At 62.4% G+C, this 26,145-nt stretch carries 30 protein-coding genes; 18 read left to right on the forward strand and 12 right to left on the reverse strand.

Going from position 1 to position 26,145, the window contains the following annotated elements; genetic code table 11:
* The first annotated feature begins 44 nt into the window (after nt 1-44).
* The 5 genes from ACMGFL_RS06095 to ACMGFL_RS06115 are packed head-to-tail and all read left to right on the forward strand — an operon-like array spanning nt 45 to nt 3,393.
* On the forward strand, nt 45-563 hold the full coding sequence (locus tag ACMGFL_RS06095) for a DUF7287 family protein (protein ID WP_436934644.1): 519 nt from the start codon (nt 45-47) through the stop codon (nt 561-563).
* Nucleotides 557-1,180 (forward strand): DUF7288 family protein, encoded by a 624-nt coding sequence (locus ACMGFL_RS06100; RefSeq protein WP_436934645.1) that lies wholly within the window; start codon nt 557-559, stop codon nt 1,178-1,180. The genes ACMGFL_RS06095 and ACMGFL_RS06100 overlap by 7 nt, the downstream gene beginning before the upstream one ends.
* A complete protein-coding gene (locus ACMGFL_RS06105; RefSeq protein ID WP_436934646.1) occupies nt 1,168-2,160 on the forward strand; it encodes a DUF7261 family protein in 993 nt (330 codons plus the stop codon). The genes ACMGFL_RS06100 and ACMGFL_RS06105 overlap by 13 nt, the downstream gene beginning before the upstream one ends.
* Nucleotides 2,157-2,630 carry a DUF7266 family protein gene (locus ACMGFL_RS06110; RefSeq protein WP_436934647.1) on the forward strand — a complete coding sequence of 158 codons (474 nt, stop codon included), beginning with the start codon at nt 2,157-2,159 and terminating at the stop codon, nt 2,628-2,630. Before ACMGFL_RS06105 ends, ACMGFL_RS06110 begins: the two co-directional genes overlap by 4 nt.
* Nucleotides 2,623-3,393: a DUF7289 family protein gene (locus tag ACMGFL_RS06115; protein ID WP_436934648.1), complete on the forward strand. Its 771-nt coding sequence runs from the start codon at nt 2,623-2,625 to the stop codon at nt 3,391-3,393. The genes ACMGFL_RS06110 and ACMGFL_RS06115 overlap by 8 nt, the downstream gene beginning before the upstream one ends.
* A 99-nt stretch (nt 3,394-3,492) precedes the next feature.
* Here the strand turns inward: ACMGFL_RS06115 and ACMGFL_RS06120 are convergent, their stop codons facing one another.
* Entirely contained in the window at nt 3,493-4,917 is a 1,425-nt protein-coding gene (locus ACMGFL_RS06120) for a DUF7289 family protein (protein WP_436934649.1), read from the reverse strand.
* A 192-nt stretch (nt 4,918-5,109) separates the two neighbouring features.
* Complete coding sequence (locus ACMGFL_RS06125) at nt 5,110-5,475, reverse strand: DUF7347 domain-containing protein (RefSeq protein WP_436934650.1); 366 nt, start codon at nt 5,473-5,475, stop codon at nt 5,110-5,112.
* Nucleotides 5,476-5,764: 289 nt separating this feature from the next.
* Between ACMGFL_RS06125 and ACMGFL_RS06130 the strand changes: the two genes are divergently transcribed.
* The 8 genes from ACMGFL_RS06130 (at nt 5,765) to solA (ending at nt 13,466) form a co-directional block, all read left to right on the forward strand.
* Nucleotides 5,765-6,226 (forward strand): 30S ribosomal protein S15, encoded by a 462-nt coding sequence (locus tag ACMGFL_RS06130; protein WP_436934651.1) that lies wholly within the window; start codon nt 5,765-5,767, stop codon nt 6,224-6,226.
* Nucleotides 6,227-7,354: a hypothetical protein gene (locus ACMGFL_RS06135; RefSeq protein WP_436934652.1), complete on the forward strand. Its 1,128-nt coding sequence runs from the start codon at nt 6,227-6,229 to the stop codon at nt 7,352-7,354.
* Nucleotides 7,351-7,626 (forward strand): KEOPS complex subunit Pcc1, encoded by a 276-nt coding sequence (locus tag ACMGFL_RS06140; protein WP_436934653.1) that lies wholly within the window; start codon nt 7,351-7,353, stop codon nt 7,624-7,626. The genes ACMGFL_RS06135 and ACMGFL_RS06140 overlap by 4 nt, the downstream gene beginning before the upstream one ends.
* Complete coding sequence (locus ACMGFL_RS06145; protein WP_436934654.1) at nt 7,623-8,246, forward strand: 30S ribosomal protein S3ae; 624 nt, start codon at nt 7,623-7,625, stop codon at nt 8,244-8,246. The genes ACMGFL_RS06140 and ACMGFL_RS06145 overlap by 4 nt, the downstream gene beginning before the upstream one ends.
* Before the next feature lie 86 nt (nt 8,247-8,332).
* Nucleotides 8,333-9,211 carry an ABC transporter ATP-binding protein gene (locus ACMGFL_RS06150; protein WP_436934655.1) on the forward strand — a complete coding sequence of 293 codons (879 nt, stop codon included), beginning with the start codon at nt 8,333-8,335 and terminating at the stop codon, nt 9,209-9,211.
* A 2-nt stretch (nt 9,212-9,213) separates the two neighbouring features.
* Nucleotides 9,214-11,118, forward strand: coding sequence for an ABC transporter permease family protein (locus ACMGFL_RS06155; protein WP_436934656.1), 1,905 nt, complete (start codon nt 9,214-9,216; stop codon nt 11,116-11,118).
* Nucleotides 11,111-12,190 carry an ABC transporter permease gene (locus ACMGFL_RS06160; protein WP_436934657.1) on the forward strand — a complete coding sequence of 360 codons (1,080 nt, stop codon included), beginning with the start codon at nt 11,111-11,113 and terminating at the stop codon, nt 12,188-12,190. Before ACMGFL_RS06155 ends, ACMGFL_RS06160 begins: the two co-directional genes overlap by 8 nt.
* 139 nt (nt 12,191-12,329) lie before the next feature.
* Nucleotides 12,330-13,466, forward strand: a complete 1,137-nt coding sequence (gene solA / locus ACMGFL_RS06165) for an N-methyl-L-tryptophan oxidase (RefSeq protein WP_436934658.1) — start codon at nt 12,330-12,332, stop codon at nt 13,464-13,466.
* 29 nt (nt 13,467-13,495) lie between these two features.
* Here solA and ACMGFL_RS06170 read toward each other — a convergent pair whose 3' ends face one another.
* Nucleotides 13,496-13,927 carry a DUF371 domain-containing protein gene (locus ACMGFL_RS06170; RefSeq protein WP_436934659.1) on the reverse strand — a complete coding sequence of 144 codons (432 nt, stop codon included), beginning with the start codon at nt 13,925-13,927 and terminating at the stop codon, nt 13,496-13,498.
* 131 nt (nt 13,928-14,058) lie between these two features.
* Between ACMGFL_RS06170 and ACMGFL_RS06175 the strand changes: the two genes are divergently transcribed.
* A complete protein-coding gene (locus ACMGFL_RS06175) occupies nt 14,059-14,472 on the forward strand; it encodes a fluoride efflux transporter FluC (RefSeq protein ID WP_436934660.1) in 414 nt (137 codons plus the stop codon).
* The gene (gene crcB, locus ACMGFL_RS06180) at nt 14,465-14,845 is read left to right on the forward strand and encodes a fluoride efflux transporter CrcB (protein WP_436934661.1); all 381 of its coding nucleotides are present in this window, start codon (nt 14,465-14,467) and stop codon (nt 14,843-14,845) included. Before ACMGFL_RS06175 ends, crcB begins: the two co-directional genes overlap by 8 nt.
* Before the next feature lie 17 nt (nt 14,846-14,862).
* Here crcB and ACMGFL_RS06185 read toward each other — a convergent pair whose 3' ends face one another.
* The 4 genes from ACMGFL_RS06185 to ACMGFL_RS06200 form a co-directional block, all read right to left on the reverse strand.
* The gene (locus ACMGFL_RS06185; RefSeq protein WP_436934662.1) at nt 14,863-15,996 is read right to left on the reverse strand and encodes a DUF373 family protein; all 1,134 of its coding nucleotides are present in this window, start codon (nt 15,994-15,996) and stop codon (nt 14,863-14,865) included.
* 58 nt (nt 15,997-16,054) lie between these two features.
* Nucleotides 16,055-16,918: an eIF2B alpha/beta/delta subunit family protein gene (locus tag ACMGFL_RS06190; RefSeq protein WP_436934663.1), complete on the reverse strand. Its 864-nt coding sequence runs from the start codon at nt 16,916-16,918 to the stop codon at nt 16,055-16,057.
* A 48-nt stretch (nt 16,919-16,966) separates the two neighbouring features.
* Nucleotides 16,967-17,677, reverse strand: coding sequence for a YqjF family protein (locus ACMGFL_RS06195; RefSeq protein WP_436934664.1), 711 nt, complete (start codon nt 17,675-17,677; stop codon nt 16,967-16,969).
* 99 nt (nt 17,678-17,776) lie between these two features.
* Nucleotides 17,777-18,067 carry a GIY-YIG nuclease family protein gene (locus ACMGFL_RS06200; RefSeq protein WP_436934665.1) on the reverse strand — a complete coding sequence of 97 codons (291 nt, stop codon included), beginning with the start codon at nt 18,065-18,067 and terminating at the stop codon, nt 17,777-17,779.
* 128 nt (nt 18,068-18,195) lie between these two features.
* Between ACMGFL_RS06200 and ACMGFL_RS06205 the strand changes: the two genes are divergently transcribed.
* Nucleotides 18,196-19,290 carry a hemolysin family protein gene (locus tag ACMGFL_RS06205; RefSeq protein WP_436934666.1) on the forward strand — a complete coding sequence of 365 codons (1,095 nt, stop codon included), beginning with the start codon at nt 18,196-18,198 and terminating at the stop codon, nt 19,288-19,290.
* 98 nt (nt 19,291-19,388) lie between these two features.
* Here the strand turns inward: ACMGFL_RS06205 and cofG are convergent, their stop codons facing one another.
* From cofG to ACMGFL_RS06230, 5 genes are all read right to left on the reverse strand, one after another.
* Nucleotides 19,389-20,534 carry a 7,8-didemethyl-8-hydroxy-5-deazariboflavin synthase subunit CofG gene (gene cofG, locus ACMGFL_RS06210; RefSeq protein WP_436934667.1) on the reverse strand — a complete coding sequence of 382 codons (1,146 nt, stop codon included), beginning with the start codon at nt 20,532-20,534 and terminating at the stop codon, nt 19,389-19,391.
* A gap of 232 nt (nt 20,535-20,766) precedes the next feature.
* Complete coding sequence (gene cofC, locus ACMGFL_RS06215; RefSeq protein ID WP_436934668.1) at nt 20,767-21,390, reverse strand: 2-phospho-L-lactate guanylyltransferase; 624 nt, start codon at nt 21,388-21,390, stop codon at nt 20,767-20,769.
* A 3-nt stretch (nt 21,391-21,393) separates the two neighbouring features.
* On the reverse strand, nt 21,394-22,155 hold the full coding sequence (locus ACMGFL_RS06220) for a hypothetical protein (protein ID WP_436934669.1): 762 nt from the start codon (nt 22,153-22,155) through the stop codon (nt 21,394-21,396).
* Nucleotides 22,133-23,305, reverse strand: a complete 1,173-nt coding sequence (locus ACMGFL_RS06225) for a tubulin/FtsZ family protein (protein WP_436934670.1) — start codon at nt 23,303-23,305, stop codon at nt 22,133-22,135. The genes ACMGFL_RS06220 and ACMGFL_RS06225 overlap by 23 nt, the downstream gene beginning before the upstream one ends.
* A 119-nt stretch (nt 23,306-23,424) precedes the next feature.
* The gene (locus ACMGFL_RS06230) at nt 23,425-24,312 is read right to left on the reverse strand and encodes a complex I NDUFA9 subunit family protein (RefSeq protein ID WP_436934671.1); all 888 of its coding nucleotides are present in this window, start codon (nt 24,310-24,312) and stop codon (nt 23,425-23,427) included.
* A 126-nt stretch (nt 24,313-24,438) separates the two neighbouring features.
* Between ACMGFL_RS06230 and tmk the strand changes: the two genes are divergently transcribed.
* The gene (tmk, locus tag ACMGFL_RS06235) at nt 24,439-25,023 is read left to right on the forward strand and encodes a dTMP kinase (protein ID WP_436934672.1); all 585 of its coding nucleotides are present in this window, start codon (nt 24,439-24,441) and stop codon (nt 25,021-25,023) included.
* Between the two features lie 47 nt (nt 25,024-25,070).
* Complete coding sequence (locus tag ACMGFL_RS06240) at nt 25,071-26,138, forward strand: metal-dependent hydrolase (RefSeq protein ID WP_436934673.1); 1,068 nt, start codon at nt 25,071-25,073, stop codon at nt 26,136-26,138.
* Nucleotides 26,139-26,145: the final 7 nt, after the last annotated feature.

Raw genomic sequence — 26,145 nt, forward strand, 5'->3', positions numbered from 1 at the left:
AGGCCGGAACCATCTCCGTCCACTATGAATATAGAACCATGGATATGAGGGCGCAGACCACATTCGACTTCCTGATCGGCATCATCGTCTTTCTGGTGGTCGTTGCGTTCGTCTTTCTGTTCGTTCCCGGCATACTCGAGCCGTTCAGCGCCACCGGTGGGGAGGACCCGGTGGTGTCAGACCGGATTGCCGATACGCTCACTTCGGACATGCTCGGCTCGGCCGAACAGCCCCGTGTGCTCGACAGATACTGCACAGTCGCGTTCTTCGCCGGAAACAACCCCTCGGACTGTGACTTCGGCGGGGAGACACTCGAAGAGCGGTTCCATCTCGATTCGACTCAGAACGTGAACGTCACGCTCAGGGGGAATCTGACCGGAGACGGTACTGAGGTTCCTTGCTGGGACGACACGGACCACGAGTGGGCGGAAACGGACGCGAGCTGTTCGACGCCGCTCCAGATCGGTGACAGCCGCCCAGCGCCGGAAACCGAGACAATCACGGCACAGCGCGCTGTCTCGTTCGGCCAACGGGGTCTCACACTGGAGGTGGTCGTATGGTGACTGCTCCTGTGGACGATACGCCAGCGCAGTCCACGGACCGGGGTCAGGCACTGACACTGGAGGCAGTCGTCGCGTCGCTCATCCTGTTGACCGCGGTTGGATTCGCGCTACAGATGACCGCCGTCACGCCGCTTTCCGCGAGTACGTCGAGCCAGCATCTCGAAAATCAACTGGATTCGATAGGGGAAGGTGTTCTTTCGAGCGCTGCCGAAAACGGCGACCTGAAGCGGTCGGTGCTGTACTGGGAAAACGAGACGGTTGGCTTTCACGGCACACACGAAGACAGGGAGTACTACACGTCTCAGGCACCGCCGAACGGGTTCGGGGACACGCTCGAATCGTTCTACGGCGACCGAAACATCGCGTACAACGTCAATATCCACTACAGCGATTCCGGCAACGTCACCACACAGGAGATGGTCGTCCAGGGGGAGCCAAGCGATAATGCTGTCAGTGCCTCCCGGACCATCGTTCTGGTCGATGGCGACCGAATCGTCGAGGCGAACTTCAGTCGCGGCGACGCGGTGATCGATGCGGACTTCTACGCGCCCAACGGCGACATCAGCACGTCCTACTTCAATGTGCTCCGGGTGGAGGTGGTCGCATGGCGGATCTGACCGAGCGACCGAACGAGCGCACCGCCGCCGAGCGGGGGCAACTCATTCTCGTCGCGGCGGTCGTGCTCGCAATCTCCTTTGTCGGGATTGCAGTCATCGTGAATTCAGCGATATTTACTGAAAACGTCGCGACGCGGGGGGATGTCCCTGGCTCAGAGCGAGCGCTGGATCACCGATACGAGACTGTCCAGAACCTCGAATCGCTCGTCGCAACGGTCAACCGACAGCACACGGCAGACCCAGCGACAGCAGCCCAGACGGCACTGGCTGCACTCGCCCGGGACGAGGGCCTCGTTCAGGCCAGCAGCGGTGGGGTCGTCGATATCCAGTTCAACGACACCACAGATGGAACACGCATCGCGCAGGACGCAGGAACACGCAACTTCACAGATACGAACGCGAATCTCGACTGGACGGTCGCGGACGGGGTCGAACGGGTTCGCGCGGTCGAGATCAACGTCACAGACCCGGGCACGCTGTCGGACGTATCTGGCGCGTACACATTTCAGTTGAACGGTTCGGCTGACAACATCTGGAGCGTTTCCGTTGCCGACGCTGGGTCCGGTGAAGTGGACGTCGAAGTCGATACCCCGTCCGATCAGGCACTCTGTACGCGAGATGTCGGTACTGCCCCGTTCGAGATCAACCTCGTCGAGGGAACTGTCGCGGGTGAGCCGTGCCCTGCGCTCGACCGGTTGAGCGACGGCACCGAGATGTGGCTCGGAACGGGCATTACCACCCCGTTTGCCGTCGAGTTCGAGAACGCCGCGGCAATCGAAGGGAACTACTCGATGGTCATCGACGATGGGGGGACGCCGAGTGGCAATTTGACGGCTGGACCAAGCGATATCGAGCCGTATCAGACGGATGCGATATACAGCCTCTCCGCGGACTACGGCTATTACACGGACGGAGTGTCCTACGAAACAGTCCTCCGCGCTGCTCCCGGAGAATCACAGGCGTTAGCGGGGGACCCATGACTGTTGGTGGCCCGAGTACCGACCGCGGCGCGTCGACGGTGTTGAGCTACGTGCTGACCGTCGCAGTCACGTCCATTCTCGTGGGGCTGTTGATCATCGCCGGAAGTTCGTTCGTCGACAATCAACAGCGACTTGCGGTCGAACAGGAGTTGACGGTGATCGGCAACCAGATCGCAGGTGACCTCGAACAGGCCGACCGTCTCGTTCGCGCCAGCCGGTCCGATGCGCCGACGGTGATGATAAACGAGAGCTTTCAGGGACACGTCTCCGGCATCCCGTACTCGATCACACTCGAATCGACCGATCCGCCACAGATCGTGTTACAGACCGCCAACCCGGATGTCTCTGTGGCGATCAACGCGACAGTTCGCACCGACATTTCTGAGTCAGCCATCGCTGGCGGCCCGGTATCGGTGTATTTCGACCCGAGTCTCGGATCAAACGGACGGCTGGTGATCACCGATGCGTAACGACCGCCGCCTGTCCGACGACGAGCGTGGTGTCAGCGAGGTGCTCGGGCACGCCCTCATCTTCGGTATCGTGGTTACGTCGATCGGACTCGTCGTCGTGTCAGGGATAGCAGGGCTCGAAGACACACGGGAGGCAGAGCGCTTCCAGAACGCGGACCGGGCGTTCGACGTCCTCGCGGACAATATGGCGTCGATCTACGAGCGAGACGTGCCGGGTCGCGCGACAGAAATCGACCTCGGCGATGCGGTGTTGACCCACGGGGATCCGGTCCACCTCAACGTATCACTCACACCATCAAACTCGGACCCGGTCGTCCACGAAAACTACACGGTTCGTCCGATCGAATTTCGCGTCGATTCCCACAGACGACTCGTCTACGAAGCGGGGGCCGTGTTTAGAGTGCAACGCGACGGGGGAGTCGTCCTCGAAGAACCACCGTATCTCATCACCGAGGATCGAATCCATTTTCCGATCGTTCGCACACTCCCGATGGTCGAGCGAACGGTGAGCGGGTCGACCGTTCTCATCCGGGCTTCTTCCCGAGACCGGACGGTCCTGCAGGACCCCTCTGAGGGACCGTTTGACGAGATGACCATCACGATCACCTCACCACGCGCTGGACTGTGGGCCGCGTACTTCGCGACGGAGCCGAACGTCTCCTGTGATGGTCCCGTTGATGATACCCTCAAATGCTCGGTTGGTCAGGTCCCGGAGAACACCTATCTCGTCTATCATCTGCTCGGTATCTCGTTCGACCTGTAGCGTTCGGTTCTGTCTTTCGCTCGTTCGACAGCGCCCGTTCCGTCCCTCGTTCGCATCGGTGCGCTCGGTTCGCCTTTCGTTCGACTCGATTCAGGCAGTTCAGCCGGAGGTGATCGACACGTCGTGTTGGGAGATGTGGAGGAAATGCAGGTAGGTGACAGTTTCCTCGTTGAGCTCCAGCGTGATGTCCTCGACTGATTCGCGGTACTGGAAGTCGTTTGGACGTCCGTTGATGTCCATCGTTTCACAGATGATCGCACCCTCGAAGTTCTCGTCGTGCGGGCCACCGTTGAAATCACAGTGGTTTTCCGGAGCATAGAGAACGCCGACGTACTTCACCCGTCCGTTGAAATCAACTGATGGGGCATCGGAGTGAACGAGCGTTCGCAGCGCCTCGGGTGGGCCGCCAGGGTTTATTTCGTCACTTCCGCCGAGTGTGAGTGACCCTCGGACGAGCAGCGTGACGTTGCTACCGCTCGTCGTGATGTCCATCCCCTCAGAGTTGTACGTTCCGTTGACGAGCAGTTCGACGTCCCCGCCTGGATTATCGACGTTGATCTCCCCGGTGTAGTCGCCGTCGATCCAGTACGTTCCGTTGTCGCTAATCGGACTGCCATCTGTCGGTATCGGGTCGCACCCGTTCAGCCGACAGTCCTCGGCGACCTCCTCGATCCGCGAATCCGGAGACGGGTACGCCACTCCCTCGGCGAACGGCTCTGGCTTCGGACCCGGATTTGCCGTAATTCCGTTCGGGTCCGTACTCGCGATCACGTTCGAGAACGTCTCTGTCATCGGGACGACCAATTCGACGGTCACCTTGTTTTCGTCGTGCTGGTACGCTACTGCTCCTTCGGTGCGCTCCTCGAAGTAACTCCCCCAGCCGCGGTAATACTCGCTCGTGACGGTGACGTTCACCTGTCCGTTTTGCAGCGGATTGGAAAACAGGGAGTTGCTCTCGTCGGGGAAGACGCCGCTTGTACTCTGTCGGTCGATCACGGCGGTACTCCCGAGGTGCTGATCGCCCGATATCGTGATGACCGGGAGCGTAAGTGTTGCAGACCGATAATGGAACTCCGGCGGAGACACCATGACTGAGCCGCCCTCGTCGGCTGACCGCCAGACGCCACCGCCCTGATACGCGACGGTGGTTCCGTCGCTCCCCTCGTAGGTCACGCGCCCGAGCGTGAACTCCTCTACGACCTCCGTATCACCATTCTCGTGGTGATACGTGACGTTCATCGTCCCGGCGGTTTCGTCGATCCGGTAGGACTCACGCGACGACTTCGGCAGCGAAATTCGCTGGCTATCAGCCCCTTCGAGTGCGACCAGCGCACTCTCGGAGGCGAACTGCGTCATCGTCTTTTCTGCACGGTCGTTCGAGAGCCCGTCCTCGAAGTCACCAATCGCAACCGCACCGAGCGAGACGACGGCAATTGCTCCAGCAAGGACGACTGCGAAGATCAACATCACGCCGAGTAGTTCACTCTGCCCTCGGTCGCGCGTCCCGTTCCGAGAGTTGCCCATTATTACACTATTCCGTAGGCACGCTGATAAGTCTCTCGGCCGTATTACCAGTAGTGAGAACAACTCGGCAGCCTTCAGAGATACGAAACCACACACTCTCTATCTATTGCTCTCCGCACTTTTCTATTCTCACACGTGATATCTTGACGCGTTGGATCTTTCGGCCGTGGTCGAACCGGAGACTGGCCCGTCTCACACGAGTTGATCTGGTGACTCCAGATGAACGTGTATCAGGCGGTCGCAATTGGTCTCGCCACAGACGGGACAGGTCTCGGTCGTCGTTCCGCCGGATTCCGCGATATCGACTCCCTCGTCTGCGAGGACGACGAGTCGCTTCCCACAATAGTTCAGGTCGTAGCCGTCGGCGGTCTCCTGCAGATAGTGCTCACAGAGTTTAGTCAGGTGATAGTTGAACCGTCCCGGGTCCTCGATGTCAGTTCTCGATCTGAGCTCCGTGAATCGGAGCGGCCGGTCGGCGTCGGCGAGTGCTCGAAGGATCGCGACTCGGATCTTGCTGGCGAGCGCGGAGAGGGCATCCTCGAAGCGACCATCAGTCATAGGTTCAGTTGTGGCATTTTCCTCCTATACTTTTTGTTGCCGCTGTCGCGGCGCGGCCGAGTCCAGCCTCTAAAGTCGCAGATAGTGTCTGGAGTCGCAGATAGAAACGATTAACACGTCTGCACCGTTTGTACGAGTGGGAACACACGGCCGCAAATCTGACTCGCCGCTCGATTGAGCGGCTTGGGATTGCGGTAGTGTCAACGGCGACCGAGCGCGGTCGTCGCGGCGTCGAAGACGCCAGAGACACGCTCTCTCGGAAGCGGTCTGTGTCGTTCCAATTATACCTATGGCACGAATGCACTCACGCCGCCGTGGCTCGTCCGGTTCGGATAAGCCAGCGGCAGACGACCCACCGGAGTGGAGCGACGTTGACGAAGACGACATCGAACAGCGCATCGTCGAACTGGCCGAGGCAGGACACAGCCCCAGCGAGATCGGAGTCAAACTCCGTGACGAGGGCGTCGACGGGACACCGATCCCCGACGTCTCGCTCGCGACGGGCAAGAAGGTGACCGAAATCCTCGAGGAGAACGACACGGATCCTGAGATTCCGGAGGACCTCCGGAACCTCCTCGCGAAGGCTGTCAGGCTGAACAACCACATGGACGAACACGGGACGGACTACCAGAACAAGCGCGCACTCCAGAACACGGAGTCGAAGATCCGTCGGCTCGTCGCGTACCACCGCGGCGATAGACTCGACGAGGACTTCTCTTACAGTATCGACGAGGCCGAAGAACTGATATAGATGTCCACGACCGGTCGTTCGCCAGCCGAGACGCCCGCGGCGAGTGACGTCGCTGTGCGCCTTCGCGCCGCCGAGTTCGTTCGGCTTGTCGCCGCCGCAACCGGTGACGGGGTTGCTGCGGCGACGCTTTTGACCAGTGCGCTGGATGGGGAGACCCCCTACCAGCTTTCGGTCACGCCGCTCCCCGAGACGGCAGCACGGGACACGGAGGCCGATTGCACGCTCGCAGTCGGACGACCGGTCGATGGAGCAGACATCACGCTCGGCACGGAGACGCACCCGGCCAGTCTCACGGCCCACGAAGTCGGCGTCGAACTCGGTAGCGGCGACCCTATCGCTGCAATTGCTGGCGCGCTCGCAGCGGGCGCTGACCGTGACGAGGCGGTGCTCGGACTTGCCGAAGACGTCGACCTGACGCGTCGGCCCGGCATCGCAAGCCCGACCGCAGACCCCGTCGATGGACTCGCCCACTCGACGTTTCTGCACGCGCCGTTTTCCGGTTCGACCGACGACGCTGCGGACGCGCTCACGGGACTCGACCTGCCCGACGAACTTTCGGAGGACGACCACCGCCGCGTGGCATCACTCGCCGCGCTCGCTGTCACCGGCACAGATGCGTCAGAACGCGCGACCGTCTCCGTCGAACGATTCCTTCGTCCGCTCGTCGGCGGCCCGTGCGAGACGGTCGACGGCTACGCCGACGTGCTGGACGCCACCGCCCGGGACGCGCCCGGACAGGCCGTTGCACTCGCGCTCGGCCACGCGGACCCGGAATCGGCGTTTGACACCTGGCGAACGCACGCGACAGAGGCACACAGCGCGCTCTCGACAGCGACGACCGGCCGCTACGACGGCCTATTTGCCGTCAAATGCGACGGGACGGTTCCCGTCGGCACGGTTGCCAGACTCGCAGCGGACTTTCGGTCGCCGGAACCGGTCGTGCTCGCCCTCGGCGAGGGCTGTGCGGAAGCACGTCGGTTGCCGGAGTCGACGGTTCACGTCGGACAGATAGTAGAACAGGCCAGCGCGGACGTCGGCGGAACCGGCCGTGGCACCTCACTCCGGGGACGCGCCCGATTCGAGACCGACCCCGCCGAGTTTCTGCTCGCGTTCAGGGAGAAACTATGACAGGCACGGCAGGCGACGAGACGACGAACGCGAGACGGCGGGCGCGGGTGGTTACCACCTACGACGACCCGACAGCCGCCAGACGCGTCGCGCGTGCGGTCACGCCGGACAACACGGCCGAGATGGACACCACCGTCGAGGGGTGTCAGGTCGTGACGACCATCGAACGCGACTCCACGTCGGGACTCCAGTCGACAGTCGACGATTACGTCGTCAACGTAGACGTCGCGGCACAGCTCGCAAACCAACACACCAACACACACGACACATGAGTGAACGATCCGTATCCAGACAGAAACAGGAAAAGCAGTGGTACACAGTACAGGCTCCCGAGCAGTTCGACCGTGCGGAACTCGGCGAGACGCCAGCCGACGAACCGGACAAGGTGCTCGGCCGCACGCTCGAAACGACGCTCGGTGACATCAACAACGACGCCAGCGAGAACAACACGAAGCTGACCTTCAAGATCACGGAGGTCGCAAGCGACACCGCGTACACCGAGTTCATCAAGCACGAACTCACGCGGGACTACCTGCGCAGTCTCGTCCGCCGTGGCTCCTCGAAGATCGAGGCGTACATCACGGTGCTGACTGCAGACGACTACCGGATCCAGATCCAGCCCGTCGCGCTGACGACGAAATCGGCCGACGAGAGCCAGGAGAAGGCGATCCGACGGACGATGATCGACATCGTCCGCGAGTCCGCACAGGAGCGCACCTTCGAGGAAGTCGTCGACAGCGTCGTCGAGGGACGACTCTCCTCGGCGGTCTACAACGACGCAAAGACCATCTATCCGCTCCGCCGCGTCGAGGTCCAGAAGCTGACCCTCGAAGCCCGACCCGAAGAAGTCGCCGCCGAAGAGGAGACGAGCGTCGACGTCAGCGAAGACTAGCGCTTTTTGTGGCTGTCGCGGTCTCGTTTCAAAATTTGTGAACCGGAGGCGAAGCTTAAGGGGAGCGGGTTCACAACAGTCGGTCGATGATCGAGGCCCGCGAGTTGCGAAAGGAGTACGGCGATTTCGCCGCTGTCGAGGGGAGTAGCTTCGAGGTGGCCGAAGGGGAGGTGTTCGGCATTATCGGGCCAAACGGTGCTGGCAAGACGACGACGCTGAAGATGCTCGCGGGGCTACTCGACCCGACCGGCGGCGAGGCGACCGTCGCTGGCTACGACACGAGCGAGACGGAAATGCGCAAACGGCTCGGATTTCTCCCCGAGGAGTCCCCGCTGTACGAGGAGATGACGCCGATCACCTACCTGCAGTTTTTCGCCGACCTGTACAACGTACCGCCCGAGAGCGCACAGACGCGGATGGAAGAGACGCTCGACGAACTCGACTTGCAGCATCGGCAGCGCCAACTCGGAGACATGTCGAAAGGGATGAAACGGAAAGTCGCCATCGCCCGGTCGCTCATCAACGACCCGGACGTGTTGATCTACGACGAGCCTGCGAGCGGACTCGACCCGCTGACGACCAACTACATTATCGAGTTCACCGCGCAACTTGCCGCAGAGGGCAAGACCATCGTCTTCAGCGCACACAACCTCTTTCACGTCGAGGAGATCTGTGACCGGGTGGCGATCATGAACGAGGGCGAAATCGTCGCACGCGGTGATCTGGAACAGCTCCAGGCCGAACACGGCGAGACCACCTATCACGTCTACACGACCGTCCAGTTCGACGGCGCAGTCAGGGAGAACGGCCGCTATCGCCACACTGTCGAGAGCATGGACGCCGTCGACGCGACCCGCGAGCGGGCCGAAGCCGAAGGCGGGAAGGTCGTCGACATCCGAACTGAGGAGTCGAGTCTCGAAGAGGTCTTTTTGAACGTTGCCGAGTCCGGTCGCCGGGAGGGCTGAGCGTGCGGGGACGGAAACTGCTTCGGATCGCCCGGTGGGAGGTGACGAAAAACGCTGGCGGCATCGACAGGCGGACGATTCTCATCGCGCTCGTGGCTATCGTCTTGCTCGGACTCGTCGCGCCGCTCGCCGCATCGGGCGGCGGCGTCGGCCTCGAAGACGGCCTCTATCGTGTCGCAAGCGACGAGGACAGCCCCTATCACGACGTCGTCGAAGCCGACGAGGCGTTCGGAGTCGTCCCTGACGCAGGTCGTGGCGCGCTTCGCGAGGACGACGTCGAACTGTTGATCGACGGCGAAACCGTCAGATACGGACAGACGGCCAAAGCCGAGGCCGCCTACGACGCGTTCCGGGACAGCGTCCAGCGGTACAACAACCGCCAACTGAACGAGGAGGCGAATCGAACCGCGGCGTTTCCCGTCTCCGTCGTCGTCGACTTTCGCCAGCAGGCAGGGCTGGGCGACCAGTTGCGTGTCGACGACGGAGACGAGGACGACGATGACGGAACGGGCACTGACGGAACGGGGTCAGATGGCGGCAGCGGTGATGGGACCGGATCAGACGGGACTGGCTCGGACGGAACTGGGTCAGACGGGTCCGGATCTGATGGCGCAACGACTAATCCGGGCGTCGGCGGCCTCTCGCCGTTCGGTGGCGACGAGAGCATCGCCGGGTCGCCGTCGGATATCAGCCCGCCATTCCCGTTTCAGTCGCTCGTGCTCGCCTTCCTCTTTATCATCCCGCTGAACTTCGTCATTCAGGCCTACGGGAGCACGATGCTCTCAGAGCGGATCAACCGCCGCGGCGAACTGTTGCTCGTCTCGCCCGTCTCCCGGTTCGACATCATCGGTGGCAAGACGCTGCCCTACTTCCTCGGCGCGATGGCCGTCGAGGGGGCAATTGCAGTCGGTCTCGTCTATCTAACTCGTGGAACGATCGGCGGGTTCATCTCGATACTCGCCGTGATTCCGCTCGTCGCGCTCTTTCTCGGGGCCACCTTTCTGGGTGCGATGTTCGCCCGGTCGTTCAAGGAACTCACCTTCCTCACGGTGACGATCACAGTCGGGCTGACAGCGTACGCTTTCGTTCCGGCGATTTTCAGCGACGTGAACGCCATCGCGCTGATCTCACCGCTGACGCTCGTCGTCAGGGACCTTCAGGGCGAATCGATCGCAGTCAGCGAGTTCGTCTTCTCGACGACGCCGCCGCTGCTCACCGCGATGGTCTTTTTCGGTCTCGGGACCGGGCTGTACCGCGAAGAGGACATGTTCGACCAGCGCGCGGTGAGCGGGAAAGTGCTGGATTCGCTCGTCGGCCTGATTCCCGGGTCCGGTCACACGGGCGTACTCCCGGGCCGTCTCCAGCGGACCGTTCCGTTCGACGTTCCCACGCTCGAACGGTACCTCTCGGTCAGCGTCGTTACAATCGTGCTCATCCCCTTCATCTTCGTCAGTCAACTCGTCGCGATTGCGTTGCTGTTCGCGTTGGGGGAGATATCCATCGTGCTCGTCCTCGTCGTCGTGGCTATCGTCGAGGAGATCGCAAAGAGCCTGCACATCTACGCCGCCTTCGAGCATCGCCGCTTCTCTCGGACGAGCACAGTTGCGCTCGCGCTCGGGGTCTGTAGCGGCCTCGGCTTCTTCCTCGGGGAGAAACTCGCCTTGCTCGCACAGCTCGTCGGCCTGCAGAATCTCGCGGTCGGCGAGGCCGGACTTCAGGGCGGTGTCGCGGCTGGCGGTCCGCTCCTGCTGGTCTTTCTGCTCGCGCCGCTCGTGCTCCATACGGTCACGGCCGCCATCTCGGCGGTCGGCGCGAGCCGCGGGAAACGGCAGTACGCAATCGCGGTGGCCGTCGCGATGGTCGTTCACTTCCTCTACAACTGGACGGTGGTGAGTTCCGTTGCTTGACTTGCTCTCGAACGTGAAGACGACCATCGCACTCCGGGATCTGTCCGCGCTCAGCCGCGAGAAGACCATCGTCCTCGCAATCCTGATTCAACTGTTTATCGCCGCGTTCTCGTCGTTTCTCGTGGTCGGACTGACATCGCTGTACGACCCCTCGGCCATCGAGAGCGGCAACACTGGCCTCGATATCGGCATCTCCGGGGAGTATCAGGACCGCCTCGAAGCGGCTGCCGAGGAAGCCGGTGGCGTCTCGACAGTCGCGTTCGAGGACGCAAACACGGCGCTCGCCGCCTTCGACGACGGCGAGGTCGCTGCGGTGCTGGACAGCAGCAGGATCGAAACCGACGACGGATCTCGGGTCGACATCACTGCAACTGTCCCCGCAGAGGACCTCCGAACGACGGTCATCATCGTTCAGATCCGCTCGATTCTCACCGAACTCGAACGGACCGAGCGAACTGATCGCGCTGACTATCTCGACTTCCAGCCGCGACCGCTGCCTGACGAGGACGGGTCGAGCCCGTTCTTCGGCTTCACCTACACCATCCTGTTGCCGCTCCTGTTGTTTTTGCCACCGTTTATCAGCGGGTCCGTCGTCGTCGACGCGCTGACCGAGGAGATAGAGCGCGGCACGCTCGAACTGCTCCGGGTCGCGCCGGTTTCGATGACCGATATCGTCGACGGCAAGTCCATCGCAATGATACTGCTCGCACCGTTGCAGGCGGTGCTGTGGCTCTTCTTGCTCCAGATCAACGGGATCACGATCGACAACATCCTGTGGCTGCTCCTGTTTGTCACCGCGATTGCGACCATCACAACCGTCGTCGGCGTCCTGCTCGGACTGATAACCCGCCGCCGCCGGAAGGCACAGCTTCTGTACTCGATGCTCGTCATTCTGCTGTTCGGCCTCTCCGCGCTGCTGCCGGAACACCCAGCTTCGACCGTCGCGTTGCTATCCGTCGATAGCGCGACCAGCACGACTCGCCTCCACGTGGTTGGGTTCGCGCTGCTCGCAGTCGGCCTGTACGCCATCGCGCGCCAGTACGTTCGTCGGATCGATCCCGAATCGCTCTGAACGGACCGACCCCGAGACGCTCTGAACTCTCGGGTCGCCCTCAGTCGCACTGACCTCGCCGGTCAGATCGACCCCGACCCGCGTGGTTCGTCGGCCGGGTCGGCCGCGGATTTTTGTACCGTACCGTCCTCTCTCCGGTATGTCAGCGACAGCGTGTGATGTTCTCGTCCTCGGCGTCGGCGGTATGGGCAGTGCCGCGGCGTATCATCTCGCTCGCCGCGGCTACGACGTGGTCGGTCTCGAACGATACGACATCCCCCACTCTCGCGGGTCGTCACACGGCGTATCAAGAATCATCCGCCGACCGCAGTACGAGGGGGCGGCGTACGTCCCGCTCGTCGAGCGCGCATTCGAGTTGTGGGAGCGACTCGACGACGACCATCCCCGGCAACTCCTCCACCGTGTCGGCAGCATCGACATCGGGCCAGAAACTGGTGGGACGGTCTACACGGGGTCGAAACACACCTGTGAGATCCACGACATCGCCCACGACGACCTGAGCGGCGCACAACTCAACGACCGCTTTCCGGGCTACGACGTCCCCCCGGAGTATCGCGCTGTCTACCAGCGCGACGGTGGCTTTCTCCATTGTGAGCAGTGTATCGTCGCGCACGTCGAGGCCGCACACCGACACGGCGCGACGATCCGCGCCCGCGAGACTGTCGAGGACTGGGAGGCCGACGAGTCGGGCGTGACCGTCCGAACCGACCGCGGGACGTACACAGCAGACCGACTGGTCGCAACTGTCGGTGCCTGGACCGGGAGCCTCTTTCCGTCGCTGTCGCCAATCCTCCAGCCCGAGCGGCAAGTCCTTGGCTGGTTCCAGCCGACTGAGCCGGAACTGTTCACCCCCGAGAACTTTCCGGTGTTCGTCGCCGACGCGCCGGACGGACACCTCTATGGGTTCCCGACCTACGAGGTTCCGGGGTTCAAAATTGGAAAGTACAACCACCGCAACGAGACGGGGGATCCGGCAGAACTCGCGCGCGAACCAGACCGCACGGACGAACGGATCCTTCGAGAGTGTGTCGAACAGCACTTTCCGGAGGCCGCCGGGCCGACGATGCGACTCGAAACCTGCATGTTCACCAACACTCCCGACGAGGACTTTCTGCTCGATACGCATCCCGAGCACGACAACGTCGTCATCGGCGCGGGATTTTCCGGGCACGGGTTCAAGTTCGCGAGCGTCGTCGGGGAAATTCTCGCCAATCTCGCAGTCGAGGGTGACACTTCGTTACCAATTGAACCGTTCCAAATCGGTCGGTTCGACTGATCGGAGCGCAGACCGATCTGGCTTTTCGGTTACGTGCTGTCGGCGGGATCGACGGACAGTCGCAGTCGCAGTTCAGCGCCTGCTGCGAGCGCCTCGACCATCTCGCGGTCGATGCCGAGCGCCGGACTGTCCGCGTCGACCATCACCGTCCGGTCGTCGACGTACTCGCTGGTTCGGCCGACGAGACTGCGGTCGTTCTCGAATGTCAGGTCGGGGTGGCCGCGACCCTCGATAGTCTCCGTGTGTTCCTCAACCTCGATGGCGGCGACGATAGTCGAATCCGACTGCTGGCAGGCGGCGACGAACTCGTCGTCGAAGTCAGCGGGCGTGCGGTCTGCCTCGATTGCGAGGATGCAGTCCCCGGCGGGTGTCAGAAAGTCGTCGCTCGTAACCTCGAACGTGCTGGTGTGCTCTGCGCTGACGTTCTCGTGACCGTGTGCGTGAACTACTTCCTCTATCATGTGACCATCGCCTGATCGACGTGGATCTACCGGGGATCGATATAAAAGACGGACGACTTGCGTTCGTCTCGTCGTCCCGAAGAACGGTGCGTTTATTTATCCGTCTGCCGGAATGACTCCACCAGACGCAGATGCTACGGAGACGACTCGTCGGACACGGGGACGCCCTTCTGCTGGTCGCACTCGGGGGTATGCTCGGCGCGAACCTCCGTTACATACTCGATGTCGCGGCCGGGGGCGCGCTCGCGATAACACTGGTTGTCAACGCCGTCGGAAGCTTCGGCCTCGGCTTGCTCCTGTTCGATGCGCGGGCCGACGACCTGCTCTCGAAGCGGTTCCGATACGTCTTCGGAACCGGGTTTCTCGCTTCGTTTACCACCTACAGTACGTTCGTGGCCGATATCGCCGTGACCGCGCCAGCACTCGCTGTGACCTATCTGGTCGCAAGCTATGCGACGGGATTTGGCGGCGTCCTCGCCAGCCGCGAGATTGTCGCTATGCGTTCCGAGACAGCACTCGCCCCGCCGACTTCGGGTGATGACTGACGATGCGACGAATGCGGGTGAGAGCACAGTGATGGACCTCTTCCTCGTCAGCGCTGGCGGCGCGTTCGGCGCTGTCTCGCGGCACGTCGTCGGACTGGCGCTCGATGATACCTCCTTTCCGTGGGCCACGCTCGTGGTGAACGCCGTCGGAAGTTTCGTCCTCGGGGTTGTGCTGTTCGGCGTGACCGATACCGAGTTGCTCCTTCTGGTCAGCGTCGGCTTCTGCGGCGCGTTCACGACCTTCTCGTCGTTTAGCTTCCAGACCGTCGCGCTCTGGGAACGGGGCGACCGGACACGGGCCCTCGCTAACGCGCTCGGAAATCTGGTCGCATCACTGTTTGCGTTCGCCGTCGCGTGGCTCCTCGTGGCGTGAACAGCCGAATCGACTGCTCAGGACTGCGATCCCGGTCCTTCAGCGCTGATGTCGTAGTCGACGCTGCTGACGTAGGCGGCGACGCGGACGCCGATGAGGCTGAGGACGATGCTCGCGAGGACGAACACGGCGAGATGTGTCCCCGGGGCGATGGTGATCGACTCGATGGTCGCGGGGCCGAGTTCCATGTCGGGGATCGTCAGATAACTCAAAACGTCCGACCGCTGGAGGAAGTACGCCGAGAAGCCACGGACTGCGAGTCCGACGGCGACAGCGACGAAGGGCAGGTTGACGTACGCGCCGCGGATCTCGTCGTCGCGGATGAACTCGTCGAGCAACCGCCCAGCGCTCGCGGTGAGTGCTGCGGCGGTCAGCCACGGAATCGCCTCGTAGACGAACTCCATGGCGACGATGAGTTCACCGACCACGTCGGCGTCCAGCGACGACGCGCCCAGCACGCCGACGAACATCCCGACGAGCGCGAGACCGCCTGCGACCACGTACGTGACAAGCGAGACCTGCCCGGAGTAGAGCGCGTTTCGCGTTCCCGTCGAGAGATTCGACAGAAAGTGGTCGATGCTGAGCCCCTTGTACAGCAAGAAGACGCCGACGACGGCCGCGATGGCAGACAGGGCGACCGCGGTGCTATCGAGGATGAACAGTAATGCTGGGAAGGCAAGGAGCGCGACGCCGACCGGCACCAGGACTGTCTTTCGGAGTTCCTCGTCGGCGAGAAACTGCTTGAGCAGGTAGTACGTCGATTCGATGTCCCGGTCCTGCCGGACGACGACGCGGTCGACCGCGTCGACCTGGACGCGACTCTCGATGATGGGAACGAGGCGTTCGTCGTCGGCGCTGTCGACGATAACGACGGCCGAGTCGGGGTCGTATTCGGCGACGAGCTGGTCGACCTGATTGGCGATTGCCCGGTCACCGCTCACCGGTTCGGTCCCCGACGATACCACCGCAACGATCCCGTCGTCGAGGTCTCTGGCGACGCGAAGCCCTTCGAGTATGCAGTTGATACGGCTGTTCTCCGGGTCGTCGATGCCGACACTCGTCACTATCCGTTCGACGGCCTCGCGGCCGACGACCGGGCCCTCGAAATCCATCCCCGTCCCCCTGTAGAGACAGACGACCAGCGTGCTCACGGATGCATCCACGCGGTCACGAAATAAAAATCCACGCTACTGGTCTGGTGTCTTCCCCTCACTCGCGTTCGTCAGGGTCGCGAACCCCCTCGTCAGTCACGACTGAATCGATCAGCCGGAGCGGGGTGGCGTCGTATGCGGGATTGTCGATCTGAAAGCCCTCGGCGGGTTCGCGCATGACCTCGCTCGCGACGCGGTGGTCGTTCTCGAAGGAGAAGCCGCCCTCGACTATCTTCGCCGCCGACCCGACGGTGGTGACTGGAACGTCGCTGTCGGCTGCCGTCGCCGCGATCGGATAGGTCCCGATCCTGTTGTAGAGCTTCTCGCCGACGATACAATCCATCCCGATCAGCACGCGGTCACAGTCGGACAGGTAGTGCCCGTGGGCGCTGTCGACGATGAGGTGTGTCTCGATTTCCTCGAAATCCGCAAGCCGACGCGCCATCCGCCGCCCGAGAAATCGCGGCCGGGCCTCGGTCACGTAGACGGTAAACGATGCGCCATCCTCGATAGCGCGGGCGAGCGAGGCGAGGACTGATGTCGAGTAGTCGTGGGTCAAGATTGTCTCGCCGTCGCTCAGCAGGTCGGCCGCGTTGTTCGCGGCGCGGCGCTTGCCCGTTTCGACACTCTCGATCACCTCGTGGATCACCGCTTCCGTTCGCTCCTGTGCGGCTGCGACGCTCTCGAACTCCTCGCTTTCGATCCGGTCGAGGATTTCCTGTTGGGTGTTGTGAAGCGACGCGTGTGACGGGTTCGCTCGTTGCAGTGCGCTGCTGTTGCGTTCGAGCGCACGCACGTACTGGTCGACAGTGGGAAACTCCCGGTCTGTCACTTCGAGCAACGCGCGAGCGGCCTTGACCGCGACGACCGAGGAGCTGTGTGTCTGCATGTCCGCTATTTCCTCGGCGGTCTCGTCTATCATATCCCGAACAACGACTGGGGACAGTAAATGTGTTTCCCGACTGGTTCGTCAGGTCTCACTCCCTCGTCGCTCGGGACGGAGACTTCGAGAGGCGACAACGTCGACGCCAGGGCTGTAGAGATGTACCGGGTCGGTCTCTGGCGTTGCGAACCCGTTCGCCCGAAAGAGCGTGTTCTCTGCGACTGTGACTTCCGCGTCGTAGAGCGGCCACCGTTCGTGGTCGACGCGAGCGTATCTGAGCGTCCCCGACTGCGTCTCCGTGTAGAATCGATAGCGCTCGGTCAGAAAGCCGGGAAGCGACCCGGGCTGTATCTCCAATTGTTCCCCAACGGGTCGATAGGCGCAGGTCACCTGCGCCGGGCGGTCACCGGGGTGGAGTCTGCGACTCTCGAATCGGACCTGATCCTCGTCGGCGTCGAGCGTGATTCGCGCGTAGTAATACGGGAGATGGTGGAACAGGCGTGCACCGAGTACGCCGAGTACCCCCTGCGCGTCGAGGCTGAAGAAGTAGACGCCGTCGTCGCCCCGGTGTGTCACGTACGTCCGGAGATTGAGCTCTGGCAACCGAACGCCGAAGCCGTCGGGCAGTATGGCTGGCCGGACGTCGACGTTCGTGAACGGGACGACCGAGAGCCACGCGTTCCCGTCGTACGTATCGAGTGTCAGCGCGTCGGGGATGTGCGGGCGCACGACGGCCGGATCGACCGGCCAGTTGGCAAACAGGACGTGCCGCCAGCCCATGTGAAGCGAGCGGACCACTACCACTCACTCCGATGACATTTTCGTCTCACTATCGATCCTCTGAACGCCTCCAGATTCGAATCGGCCGAAAAAGAGTGTGTTGGCTCGTGCTGGTGGCTACGCTCGCTGTGACTGTTCCGAGAAGGCAACCCCGATTCGGTCCGACTCGTCTGGGAGGAGTCGCTCTTTCTGGGTCCGCGTGAGCGATTTGATCTCGTGTTCGCGGCGCATCGCCGCCCCCTTCGAGGGGTGATATTCGACGTATCTGAGCGTGACTGGCCGACGGCCAGCGGTGTATTTGGCACCGTTTCCGGCGTCGTGCTCACGCACTCGTCGACCGACGTCCGTGGTGTAGCCAGTGTACAGCGACTCATCGGCGCACTCGACGATGTAAACGTACTGGGACACGGCCCGGAGTACGACCGCGAGCGGATAATACCCTCGGACAGTCTTGTGTGCCCTCCATCCTCGGACGGGCGCGCAGCCGAGTTCTGATTCCAGTACCAATTTATGTCTGCTGGCGATACTGCCCGGCGATGGAATCGTTCGAGATCAGTCTCCGGATCCTGGCTGGACTCGCCCTTATTGGATTAAACGCCTTCTTCGTCGCGATCGAGTTCGCGCTGACTCGCGCGCGACAGTATCCAAAATCCGAGTTCGACACGCCGTCGCTCGAACTCGCGTGGGAGATGACCGAGGACCTCGAATTCTATCTCACCACGTGTCAGATCTGGATTTCGGGGACGAGCATCGCGCTCGGCATCGTCGCAGAACCCGGGCTTGCGGCGCTGTTCGAGCCGCTGTTTGCGAATACGGCACTCGCATCGGCAGGCGCTGGCTCCCTGCTCGGCTTTTTCCTCATCAATCTGGTCCATCTCACACACGGTGAGCAGACGCCGACGTACCTCGGCGTCGAGCGCTCGAAGCAGGTCTGTCGGTACGGTGCTCGCCCGCTGTACTGGTTCGCCAAAGTGCTCGCTCCGGCCATCTGGTTCGGTGACTGGGTCGCCAAGGGGACGCTCGGACTCTTTGGCGTCGAGATGACGGGTGCGTGGCGCGAGACCGAACAGGAAGTCATCGAGACGCGGGCGGACCTCCGGAATCGGCTCGGCTCGGTCCTCGAGCAGGGGGACCTCTCGGCGGAACGCCGCGAAGAAGTGATGAACGCGTTCAACATCGGCGAGCAACCGATCAGCGAGGTGATGGTCTCACCCGACGAGATTGTCACACTCTCGACTGAAGACCCATCCGAGGCCAACTTTCAGACGATGGAAAACCGGCCACACACGCGATACCCCCTGATCGGTGGCGACCTGACCGATTTCCGTGGCATCGTCTACACTCCCGTTCTGGTCAGACACCGCGAGCAGATTGCTGGCGGCGACCTCGATTTCACTCAGTTGGCAGCACCGCCCTTGACGCTTCCCTCTGATATGAGCGTCAGCGACGCAATCGACACGTTCCAGACGGAGCATCAGGAGATCGCGCTCGTGACCGAAGACGATGCTGTCGTCGGCCTGGTCACTGTGACCGACCTGCTGGAGGCGATCATGGGGGACATCGAGGACCCACTCGACCACGGCGACGTGAGCGACGTGACCGCAGATAGCGAACTCGGAGAGTTCTCATAGTGAGTATTGCGGTTATTTTCGTGACCACGTCACTGGTGCCACAGTGTACCCCCTGCATCTTGTTTCGACGTGGCTGTACAGACTTGCAATACTCACTATCAGACGACTTCGAGTGACTCGCCCGCGAGCACTCGTCGGTAACGCCGCCCTGCATCGTCGTCCGCCCGGAGTGCGTCTTCGATGCGTTCGGAGAGCCATTGCCCGTCCGCTGGCTCTCCGTCAAAGTCCGGCGGGCGAAGATCCTCGGGGAGATATCGCGCGTACACCGGCAGGCGCTCCCGAAGCGGGACGCCAGCCGTCTCAGCGATATCTCGAAGTTCCTCCAGCGCGGGCCAGGCGTAGTCGGGGTTGATGTGGTCGTCGGTCACCGGCGATACCCCGCCAAGGTCGTCGATGCCGCAGTCGAGTACCTCGCGAGCGGGCGCGAGGTTCGGCGGCACCTGTAGAGACACCTCCTCGGGCAGGGCGGCACGCGCCATCGCGACAGTCGTCCGGAGCGTCTCCACATCCGGCGTCGGACCCCGCCAGCGCTCGTTCGTTGCGACAGGCTGGACGATCACCTCTTGAATGTGTCCGTAGCGCTCGTGCATCTCACGGATTGCGAGCAGGCTCTCGGCCCGGTCCTCCCACTGTTCGCCGATGCCGACGAGAATGCCGGTTGTGAAGGGCACGCCGAGTTCGCCTGCGGTCCGGATCGTGGCAAGCCGTTGTCCGGGGGTTTTGACCCGAGGACCGCCGTGTGCGCCCACGTCTGCGGTAGTTTCGAGCATCACGCCCATGCTGGCGTTGATGTCCGCGACGGCCTCCATCTGCTCGCGGGTCTGGTCGCCGGGATTGGCGTGGGGCAAGAGTCCCTCGTCGAGTGCGAGTTCACAGACCTCCCGCAGATACGAGTGAATCGAGTCGTGGCCCCACTCCGAAAGCTGGTCGTGGATGGCCGTGTATCGGTCGTCCGGGTCGTCACCGAAGGTGAAAAGTGCCTCCGTACAGCCGGTTTCGACGCCAGTCTGGAGAATCTCACGAACGTCCTCGGGCGAGAGTAGCGACGCCTCGCCGGGCGGGTCGAAGTACGTACAGTAGGTGCAGGTGTACCGGCAGGCTGTCGTCAGGGGGATAAACACGTTCCGCGCGAAGGAGAGTTCGTCGGCAGCGTCGACGTCGGCTGGCCGAACCTGGCACAGTTTTTCGACGGCCGACTGGTCGATCGAAAGCGAAATGTCGTAGGCCGCTGCGTCGGGGATCACAGGCGCTGTTCGGGGGGAAGCCTCAAAGAGGTCACGAAAAGGGAGTCCAGCCGGAGAGCGGGCCGGACTCGAAGTGCCAAGAGCGGTGGAGCTGGCACGATCGCGGGTGCGCGGCGCGAGACACGTACCCAGTTGCACGGGTCGGCCCGTGCGCTCCCGTCTACGGCCTCTTCCAATAAAAACCCTTGCTCGTCCGGTCAGAGATGGCGTGAGGTTACCGAAATCGGGGTTCTCAGGGAGTGTCGCGGGAAATCCCTACTGGGGGATCAGTGCTGTCAGCCACGACCGAAAACCCTGCCTCAGTCAGCCATTCGCTTGCGCTCCCGTCGCTGTGAAGCAACACGTCGAGCAGGTCACCTGGCTCGTCGATATCGCAGGCGAGCCGGTAGGAGTCGACCATCGAGACTACCGCTCCAACCGCCTGGGCGGCCTGTTCGTGATCACGGTAGGAGACGCCGTGATAGTCGACTCTGAAGCCCGCCTCGTGTGTACACAGCGCGTTGGTTCCGCCGCGCAAGCCAGGCGCGAGTACCACGCCAGCGCTCGGTTCGAACAACCGCTCCAGTGCCGATGGTGTCGCAAGCGCCAGATCAGCCATGACCACTGCGACGGGAAGATCAGCACTCGCGAGTCTGTTGTTGACCGCCTCGGTCAACGGTCTGTCGTCGATTTCGACGGGCGCGGTGCAGTCGACTGGTCCGGTCGACAGCACCGTTGGCTCGTAGCCCGCGCTGTCGAGTGCATCGAGAACGTCCCGGAGCATCGCCCGCGCGAACGTGTCGCGCTCAGCGGAGTCGAGCACGGGCGCGAGACGGGTTTTCGGGTCGACAGCGTCGAACGGAACGAAAACGCGCATCCGCTACCGGAGCTTGTTGGTGTTTCGCTGGCGCTGCCTGTAGACGTAGAAGCCACCGGCAACGATGAGGAGCACGACGACACCGCCACCGCCGAGCAGTAGTATCGACGGGCCGCTGCTCGTGTCGACCATGCTTTCGGCATCCTCTGCGGCCGAAATGGCGCTCTCGAACTCGCCGCTGTTGTAGAACGTCACCGCTTCCTGGAAGCGTTCTTCAGCGTTTGTGTTGCCAGACCCTTCGATGACAGACTGTGCGGAGTCGAGTGCCTCTCGGGCGTTCTGACTCTCCTCAGTGATGCTTCGGACGTTCCAGGTTCCGAGCGTTTCGCTGCCCTGCGCGCGGGTGAGTTCGATCGCGGTGGATTGCTCGACGCTCAGATCCTCGTAGTCGAACTCGTCGGCAGAGGGTGCGTTCCCGTTGACCTGCACGTGTACTTCGACGATGTTCTCGCTACCGTTGAGTTGGTGCTCGAAACTCTCGCCTTCGTAGCCGACGGACGTCTCTTCGCCGGTGTTGTCGACGAGCGTGATCGTCCATCCCGGTTCTTCGAGTTCAGTCGATCCCACGAGCGTCCACTCGGTAAACTCGTTGAACGGATTCTCGGAGACCACTTCCATCGAGACTTCCTCACCCTCGATTGTCGGTTCCGGTTCCTCGTCTGCCTCGAAGTCCGCTGCTGCAGCTATTCCTGCCATCCCGACCGCGAGCGCGATGGCGAGCAGTACCCCAAACGCGACCGATCTAGAAGAGTGGGTCCAACTCATCTTCCTCATCTTCGACCAAGGTCTCTAAATTCTCTTCGCTCTCTTCCTGGATCTCGTCGATGTTCTCCTGGGCCTCGATGGCGACCTGCTGGAGTTCCTTGATCCGGGGGACGTTGTGCACGCCCGAGAGGAGTACTGACGCCGCGACGTTTGGCTCGTGAACGGGGTAATCCCCGCCACGGACCTCCATACTGCCGGTCTGTTCCTCGAGCCACTTCCGGCCGCGCTCGATCCCTTTCCGATTGAGATGCTCCGGCGGGCCGGAGACCACAAGCAGTGCGCGCTCTGCGCCCTCAATTTCACAGGGAAGTGTCAGCCGACCGAGCGCGGCCTTGCGGACGAGTGACGTGATACGGTTTGTCGTATTCGCCGTATCCATATCGTCGGACTTCTCGCCTTTGAACCGAGAGAGCAGGCCGCCGGAGTCGTGCTCTTTGACCACTTCGGCGTCGTAGCCGACCGTGGAGACGCCGCCACCGGAGAGGGTGTTGATGATCTCCGAGGAGTCGACGACGCTCTCTGCGACGTTATCGCCAGCCTGGACTTCGCCAGCGCCAAACAGCACGCCGAAGCGGCGAACGATTTCGTCGTTGATCTCCTCGTAGCCACCCTCGACAGATTCGCCCGTCTTCCGCCAGGCGTCGTTGTCGAACACGAGCAGATTGTCGACTTCGCGGACGAACGTCTGGAAGGATCGGGCGGCGTTGAGGGTGTAGATGCCACCCTCGTCGCTTCCGGGCAACACCCCCAACCCGTAGACGGGTTCGGTGTAGATGCGCTTGAGATGTTTCGCGAGCACCGGCGACCCACCGGAACCGGTTCCGCCACCGAGTCCAGCGACGATCAGAAATGCATCTATCTCGTGTACCGGAACGTTATCGATCGCTCCCTGGACCTCGTCGACGTCTTCCTCGGCAATCTCCGCGCCGAGTTCGTTGTCGGCCCCGACACCGTGACCTTTGACCCGCGCCTGGCCGATCAACACTCGATTCTCCTCGGGGACGCGTTCGAGACCCAGCAGGTCCGCCTTCGCGGTGTTGACCGCTATCGCCGACCGAACGATGCCGCTCCCGGTACGATCATCGTACTCCAGGAACTTGTCGACGATTTTCCCGCCTGCCTGTCCGAATCCGATCATCGCGAGTTTCATGAATACAGTATATCGTGTACTAACCCAACACAGGTATAAGTGTTTTGTCCGGAATACACCGATTACAGTCCGGTTACTAACGCTCCGGCGGATCGGTCTGACAGGTCCGCCCTGAAGCGTTAGCCTGTCCCTTCTAGATACTCCGAGAGGGTTCGCAGATCCGCTGTGTCGTATCCGAACGCGTCGATGTCGTTGTCAGCCGTCGTGTTGTCGACCTGTAACGACCGATACTGGTCTGACCCCATCGGAAACCCGGGAATGAAGTCACCAAATCGAAGCCCGAGACCAGCGAGTGACATCGGAACGGGAACGATTTGAACTGGCTGACCGCTTGCATTCCGGACGAGCTTTGCGACTTTCGCGAGCGTCAGCACCTCCGGCCCGCCGATCTCGTAGGTTTCTCCGGCGTGTCGCTGGTCGAGCGCATCGACGAGCATCGCGGTCAAATCGTCGACGTGGATCGGCTGAAATCGCGTCTTTCCCCCGCCCGGCAGTGGTGCGATCAGTGGCGGCGTGAGCTTTTTGGTAAAGGAGAGGAACTCGGCACCGTCACCGAACACCACCGACGGCTGGAAGATAGTGTACGACAGCGAGGAGTCCCGGACGATCTGTTCAGCTCGCCCCTTCGCGCGGAGAAAGTGCGTCGGGCCATCGGGGTCAGCGCCAAGCCCACTCATCTGGATGAATCGGGCGACCTCGTGTTCCTCGGCAGCCTCGACACAGTGTTTGGTGCCGCGGCGATGCACCCGGTCGTGTTGCTCGTTGCCCCCAGAGGGCTCGAACAGCGGCGAGAGCGAGACCAGATTGTAGACTGCGTCCATCCCCTCGAAAGCGTCTCTGATGGAGTCGAGCGCCGTCACGTCCCCCATCGCGACCGAGACTCCCTCGGGGACATGATCCGGGTCGGGGTCGCGAGCGAGCGCCGTCACGTCGTGTCCCGCTGCCTGAAGCTTGTCACAGAGATGCCGTCCGATGAAGCCAGTGCCGCCGGTGACGAGCACGTCCATGAGTCTGCTAGGGAGTCCGCCCCGATAAATCCGGGCGTCGATTCGCGTCGGTCGACGATGCGGTCGTTCACGGCGCGGCGGGACCGGTACCGTCGTGTTTACAGCCCCGGCCATCGAGGATCATGCATGCTGATCACGCTCGAAGGGCTCGATGGCAGCGGCAAGACGACCTGCAGGGCGGCGCTCGAATCCGCGTTTCCCGACGTCACGTTCACCCGCGAGCCGACCGACTCGTGGTACGGCGACGCGGTTCGACAGTCGATCAACACCGACGACGCAGACCCGCTCGCGGAGCTGTTTCTCTACACTGCAGACCACGCCGCACACATCAGCGAAACGATCGAACCGGCGCTCGACCGCGGGGAAACCATCGTCTCTGATAGATACTCGGACTCGCGGTACGCGTACCAGGGGGCGACGCTCGCCGACCGCTTCGAGGACGCACTGGCCTACGTCAGAGAGATTCACCAGCCATGGACGCGCCCGCCCGACAAGACGATCTATCTCGACATCGACCCGGAGACTGCGGCGGCACGAAGCGGTGCGACGAACAAGTTCGAGACGGCCCAGGCGCTCGAACCGGTTCGGGACAACTACGAACGACTCATCGACGCGGAACCGGACCGGTTCGTTCGCATCGACGCGACACAGCCCGAAGCGAATCTCAAAGAGACTGTCGTCGAGACGGTCGCGGAGTTGCCCGACCGATAATTGGGGAGCGTTACTCGACTGATAACGGGTGACGAGTAACGGGGGCGGTGTTGCTCAACCGGGGGACGAACAGTTTATGCGAACGCGCGGCAAACGTTGAGACCGTGTTCGTCGGCCACGCACTCCTGGCGTTCGCCCTGCTGTTGCTCGTCGCGGAGTGGCGAGACTGGCCGACTGAGCGTGCGTTCGCGCTCGCACTCGCTGCGGGAGCGTTCGCGGCGCTTCCCGACGTCGATGTCCTCTATACCGTCGTTGCAGTGGATCCGACCGACGTGGTCGCCGGGATGGACGTTCGACCGAGCGAGTTCTGGGAGACGGCCAACACGGTCCACCGCTCGATGACACACTCGTTGGTCGTCGCGCTTGTCGCAACCGCTGCGTTCGCCCTCTGGGCGCTGGCCCGACCGGAGATGTCTGTCACGCACGGCTCCACCAGCTCTCACCGACGGTTGCTAGCAGGGGTCGCCGCGACGATAACCCTCGGTGCCCTCGTTGCAGTGTCTCTGTCCGTCAGTGGTTCTGCTGGGGCGTTCGTGATGGCCGTATTCGTTCTCGGTGGAATTGCGCTGGCGGAGGTCAGCACGACAGTCCTTCGTCTCTCACCGCGCGACATCGCTGCTGTCGCGGTTCTGGGTCTCGTCTCTCACCCCTGGGGGGATATGGTCACCGGCAGTCCGCCAGCGTTGCTCTATCCGCTCGACGTGACGCTCATCTCCGAGCGGGTCGTTCTGAGCGGCGACCCGACGCTCAATCTGCTGGGTGCCTTTGCCATCGAACTCAGCGTGGCGTTGCTGGCGACTGTCGCCGTCGCGTGGCGCCTAGACTATCCCGTACGCACGTTGGTCGGCCGACGCGCGGCGCTGGGGGTCTTCTACGGTGTGGTGGCAACGCTCATCGTCCCGCCGACTATCGAACGGTCCTATCCGTTCGTGTTCTCGATACTGGCTGTCGGAACCGTCTGCGGGATCAGCAGTTCCACCTGGCGAAAGCCGCGTTCGTTGCGTCAGCGATACAGACGCGCTGGCGGCCGCGAGGCGGCACTTCGTGTGGCGATGACGGGACTGGTCGGGATTCTCGTCGCGCTGGGCAGCTATACGTTGGTCTATCTGCTCTGAGACGGGA

The sequence above is a fragment of the Halovenus marina genome (assembly GCF_051414115.1).
Lineage (GTDB): Archaea > Halobacteriota > Halobacteria > Halobacteriales > Haloarculaceae > Halovenus > Halovenus marina.